Source organism: Holospora undulata HU1 (genome assembly GCF_000388175.3).
Taxonomy (GTDB): Bacteria; Pseudomonadota; Alphaproteobacteria; order Holosporales; family Holosporaceae; genus Holospora; species Holospora undulata_A.
Map to the genome: position 1 here is coordinate 1 of NZ_ARPM03000033.1, position 3823 is coordinate 3823.

Annotated in this window: 7 protein-coding genes; 6 read left to right on the forward strand and 1 reads right to left on the reverse strand. The window is 33.9% G+C overall.

The features are described from left to right. The 5 genes from K737_RS09760 to K737_RS00390 form a co-directional block, all read left to right on the forward strand. A partial coding sequence (locus K737_RS09760) for a hypothetical protein (protein WP_006299209.1) occupies positions 1 to 800 on the forward strand: 800 nt, incomplete at its 5' end. A gap of 340 nt (positions 801 to 1140) precedes the next feature. Further along, positions 1141 to 1344 carry a hypothetical protein gene (locus K737_RS00385; RefSeq protein ID WP_006299211.1) on the forward strand — a complete coding sequence of 68 codons (204 nt, stop codon included), beginning with the start codon at positions 1141 to 1143 and terminating at the stop codon, positions 1342 to 1344. 70 nt (positions 1345 to 1414) lie between these two features. Beyond that, a complete protein-coding gene (locus K737_RS10780; protein ID WP_235075634.1) occupies positions 1415 to 1561 on the forward strand; it encodes a hypothetical protein in 147 nt (48 codons plus the stop codon). A gap of 101 nt (positions 1562 to 1662) precedes the next feature. Next, complete coding sequence (locus K737_RS10785) at positions 1663 to 1818, forward strand: hypothetical protein (protein WP_023491171.1); 156 nt, start codon at positions 1663 to 1665, stop codon at positions 1816 to 1818. A gap of 137 nt (positions 1819 to 1955) precedes the next feature. Then, a complete protein-coding gene (locus K737_RS00390; protein ID WP_023491172.1) occupies positions 1956 to 2780 on the forward strand; it encodes an ABC transporter ATP-binding protein in 825 nt (274 codons plus the stop codon). 12 nt (positions 2781 to 2792) lie between these two features. Here K737_RS00390 and K737_RS00395 read toward each other — a convergent pair whose 3' ends face one another. Continuing rightward, the gene (locus tag K737_RS00395; protein WP_006294134.1) at positions 2793 to 3107 is read right to left on the reverse strand and encodes an HU family DNA-binding protein; all 315 of its coding nucleotides are present in this window, start codon (positions 3105 to 3107) and stop codon (positions 2793 to 2795) included. A 294-nt stretch (positions 3108 to 3401) separates the two neighbouring features. Here K737_RS00395 and K737_RS10190 point away from each other — a divergent pair, with 294 nt between their 5' ends. Continuing rightward, positions 3402 to 3611, forward strand: a complete 210-nt coding sequence (locus K737_RS10190; protein ID WP_162471402.1) for a hypothetical protein — start codon at positions 3402 to 3404, stop codon at positions 3609 to 3611. Positions 3612 to 3823 lie beyond the last annotated feature (212 nt).

The following is a 3823-nucleotide window of genomic DNA, read 5'->3' on the forward strand; positions in this document are numbered from 1 at the left end:
AAGAAATTGAAAAACTGCATGCAGCTATAGATTCTTCCAAATTAGATGATCAAAGAAAGCAAAATATTTTATTAGGCATTGATTATTTGCAAAGAGGTAGGGGATGGCATGGTGCGCAGCTTGGAAATGACTTCCATTTAGCGCTCTTAAGCACGGTTCACGATCGTTCAGAAGAATACGCATTTAAAAAAGTTATATTAAAAGAATTTGGTGAAGCTTCACAAAAATATCTTTTATTTCAAGACAAAAAAGACAATTCATCTGGGCAAAATTTCTACGTATTATTGGATAAAATGGCAATAGACTTTAATACTATTCCAGAATTCAACACACTTTATCCTAATGTTTTTGCAGCAAATGATGGAAAAACTTCTCAAGAAAAAGAAGCATTCGAACAGATTCGCGCAGCATCGTTTGAAAAAATTGCAAATTATTTTTGGGATTTAAAAAATAACGTACATACTGATGCAAACATGAGTATTTTTTTCAAATCGTATGGAAAAACGATAAGTAAATTTATGAGAGCGGTCGAAGAAGAATCTAGTAAAAATGTAGTAGATTTAGAAGATACAAATAGCCCTTATTTTAATCTTATTTGTTGTTACGAAGATACAGTAACACAAGGTGAGGGGTTTCCTTTGGCTATGCCTTCAGGCATCCAAGTGCCACTTGGACGGTGTTTACACGGCGTAGAGGTGGGGGTTTACGATGCAATAGCACAATCAGAAGGGCTACAATTTGAATTTCCAATAAGCGCTTCGTGTCGCCATTCCGAAAGTATTGCAGAACAACAGAAGTAAAAGAAGCTTTTAGAGGTCTGTATTATACGCTCTTCCTCAAATGTCTATAGCTAAATCAGTATAAAAAGATTACGAGATCTGGAATTGAAATAAGTAATCAATTGAGCAAGGTCATATTCTTCTTATATGGTTGGCTTGGGGCCATTTTTTCTTATACCATTTCCCGATAGTAAATGGAGAAATACGAAGCGGTACATACGATTTTCATTATTGTATTTTTTAACTCGCGCATAAACTAGACTAAAATTACGAAGATTTTAACTAAAGATCTTTTTTGTCAGAATTGGTAAAAGCAAGTCTTTTAAAAGTCTCTAAAAATGATTGTATGTAAATTTTGTGAATGGTTAAGATTGCTTTAAAAGGGGTTTTGTTCGAGGGGAAAAGCGGTACAAATGTAAAAAATGTAGAAAAAATTTCACGAGGTGTACCTGAAAAAGACAAGCTAAACGCCCTTGTTTTATACGCAAGTGACTTTTCAATGAACCGAATTGCTCGGCGTTTTAGTGTCAGCGCGAGCGCTGTTTTGAAGGAGGTGGCACCTTAGGATCAAGGCTATGCGCCAAAATTGAGCCATCCCCAGAAGACAAAGGTATTGTCAAGGAAGTCGATGAATTTTGGAATTATTTAAAAAAGAAGCAAAAAATTTTGGATTTTTAAAGCTTGGATTTCTAAAGTCTATGATCGTGCTGGAAAACGGCTCATCGATTAGGAATTTGGCGATCACTAACGTCAAACATTCAAACGACTTTTTGAACAATTAAAAAATGAAAAATTTTACTTTATTGCGCAGATCATTGGGCAGGTTTTAATAAAATTATTCCAAGCACCGACCTCTTTCAGGGAAAAGATAAAACCTTTTCCATTGAACAAAATAACGGTCAACACCGCCATTGGTTTTCAAGATTTCGCCCCCCTTGCAAACACGCGATCACTTGAAATGCCGGAGGTAGCACTGCTTATTTTTGCGGCACTTCATGTTAATAAAACATTGAAAATTAATCATGCTACCTTTGGTTGAAGGCCTGAAATTTTGGTAGTTTCTAATCAAAAATACAAAGATGTACGGCGCTGAAATCGTTTTGGTATAATTTGAAGTTGTAGTTTTTGTTTGTTCTTTCTATCTAATCATTTTTGGTGTACAATCTTTATAGGTTAATGGTAATAATAAAGGCCTTTGTGTTTTGCAACAATCTAGTGGCAGAAAGTATTTTTTCTGTCAAAAATATTTACAAATTTTTTAACGATGTTTGTATATTACAGAACATTTCTTTTGATATCCAAGACCGACAAACTGTTGCTTTGGTGGGGCCTTCTGGCGTAGGAAAATCGGTTTTATTTCGCTGCGTCTTGGGGATGCTTTCTTTAGATTGTGGTGATGTGTTTTTTAAAGGTCGGCGGCTATCATCTTCAGTAATTAATAACTCTGGAAAAATTTTCAAAGATATTGGTGTAGTATTTCAGCATTCTGCGCTTTTTGATGGAATGAGTGTTCGTGAAAATGTTGCGTTTTCTTTCCCAAAGCATTCAGCTCATTCAGTGGAAGAAGCTTTAGATCAAGTACAATTTCCTGCGCTCCACAGAGACGCTTATCCAAGTGAGCTGTCTGGTGGAATGCGTAGGCGAGTTAGTATCGCAAGAGCCATAGTACGCAAACCTAAAATTTTGTTCTTAGATGAGCCAACTGCGGGATTAGACCCTGTTGCTTCTCATGCTATTAGTTTACTTATTCAGAACATTCACAGTATATATAAGGTTACATGTGTTACTATTACTCATGATATCTTAAGGCTACCTTTGTTGGCACGATACGTCTTGTTTTTATCAGAGCAGCGATTATTATGGCAGGGAAAAATCGATGATTTTTTGTGTACATCTGTAAAAGAGGTGCGTGATTTTGTGCATTTTGGAACTCAACAAGATTCTTTAATTTTTCCAGAGGATTTTTCTGCTACAAGCTCTAAAAAATCAACGATTTTTTAATTAATAGTGAATTTATAAATGAGGGGGGGGGTTTAACTTTTCTATTAGTCCTTTTGAAGAGCGAAAAGTTATTTTTCTTCTTGGAAGAATGATAGTTTTTTCTAAAGTTCGTGGGTTTCTCCCTATGCGTTCTTTTTTATTTGTAATAATAAATGTTCCAAAGGAGGAAATTTTTATATGGGGATCTTTAGTATTTAAAAAGATTTTATGAAAATGATCTAAAATTTTTTCTAAAAGGTAGTTGGCTTCTTTTTCATTAATTTTGAGATTTTTTTGAAATGATTTGCGAAGCGGAGTTCTGGTAAGTTTATTCTGATTAATATTCACAATTTTACTAAATATTGTAATAGTATATAAAATATATAATATAGAAAAACGTATAAAAAAAAATAAACTAAAAAAAACGGTTTTTCGATAAACAGTTAGTAGATTTCTTAAGAAGCTAGGAGGAAAATCCGTATTCCATTATACTGAATTAAGAACAAAATATTGGGTTTCAATAGAAGTTAAATAAATATGAAAAAACCATCATGTCCTGGTAATAAGCAAAATATTTAGAAGTGTATTTGATAAGTAAAATAAAATTATACCAAATCAAACTGAAAGTGTTGGACTAATGCGTTGAAAATTGTCATTGACGCGCTCGACAAGATCTATGGCGATGTTGTTTCATGTTTGGTCGAAAAAATGTCAGCATACTCTTGCAAAACTCTTTGGCAGAGACGAAAAATCGATTGTTGCGCACATTTCATTCTTCGATGGGGTTCAGGGGGCATAAGTGTTGAAAGTGGTAGAGATAGATATTATGAGTATAAAGTTTTAATTTTATAATGATGTATTGATATATGGTTAGAGGGACTAGGAAAACTTTACGATGTCAATAGATATAATAATAAAATCACCGGAGAATTACTATTCAAAGGTTTGCTGAGATTAATACTGCTTGGCAAGAAAACTAGTTTAAGAATGTTAGAAAAGCTAATCAACCAAGGGTTTGGATCAATGCAAAGTGGCATTGAAGCGACATATAGTGGCATTTCAAA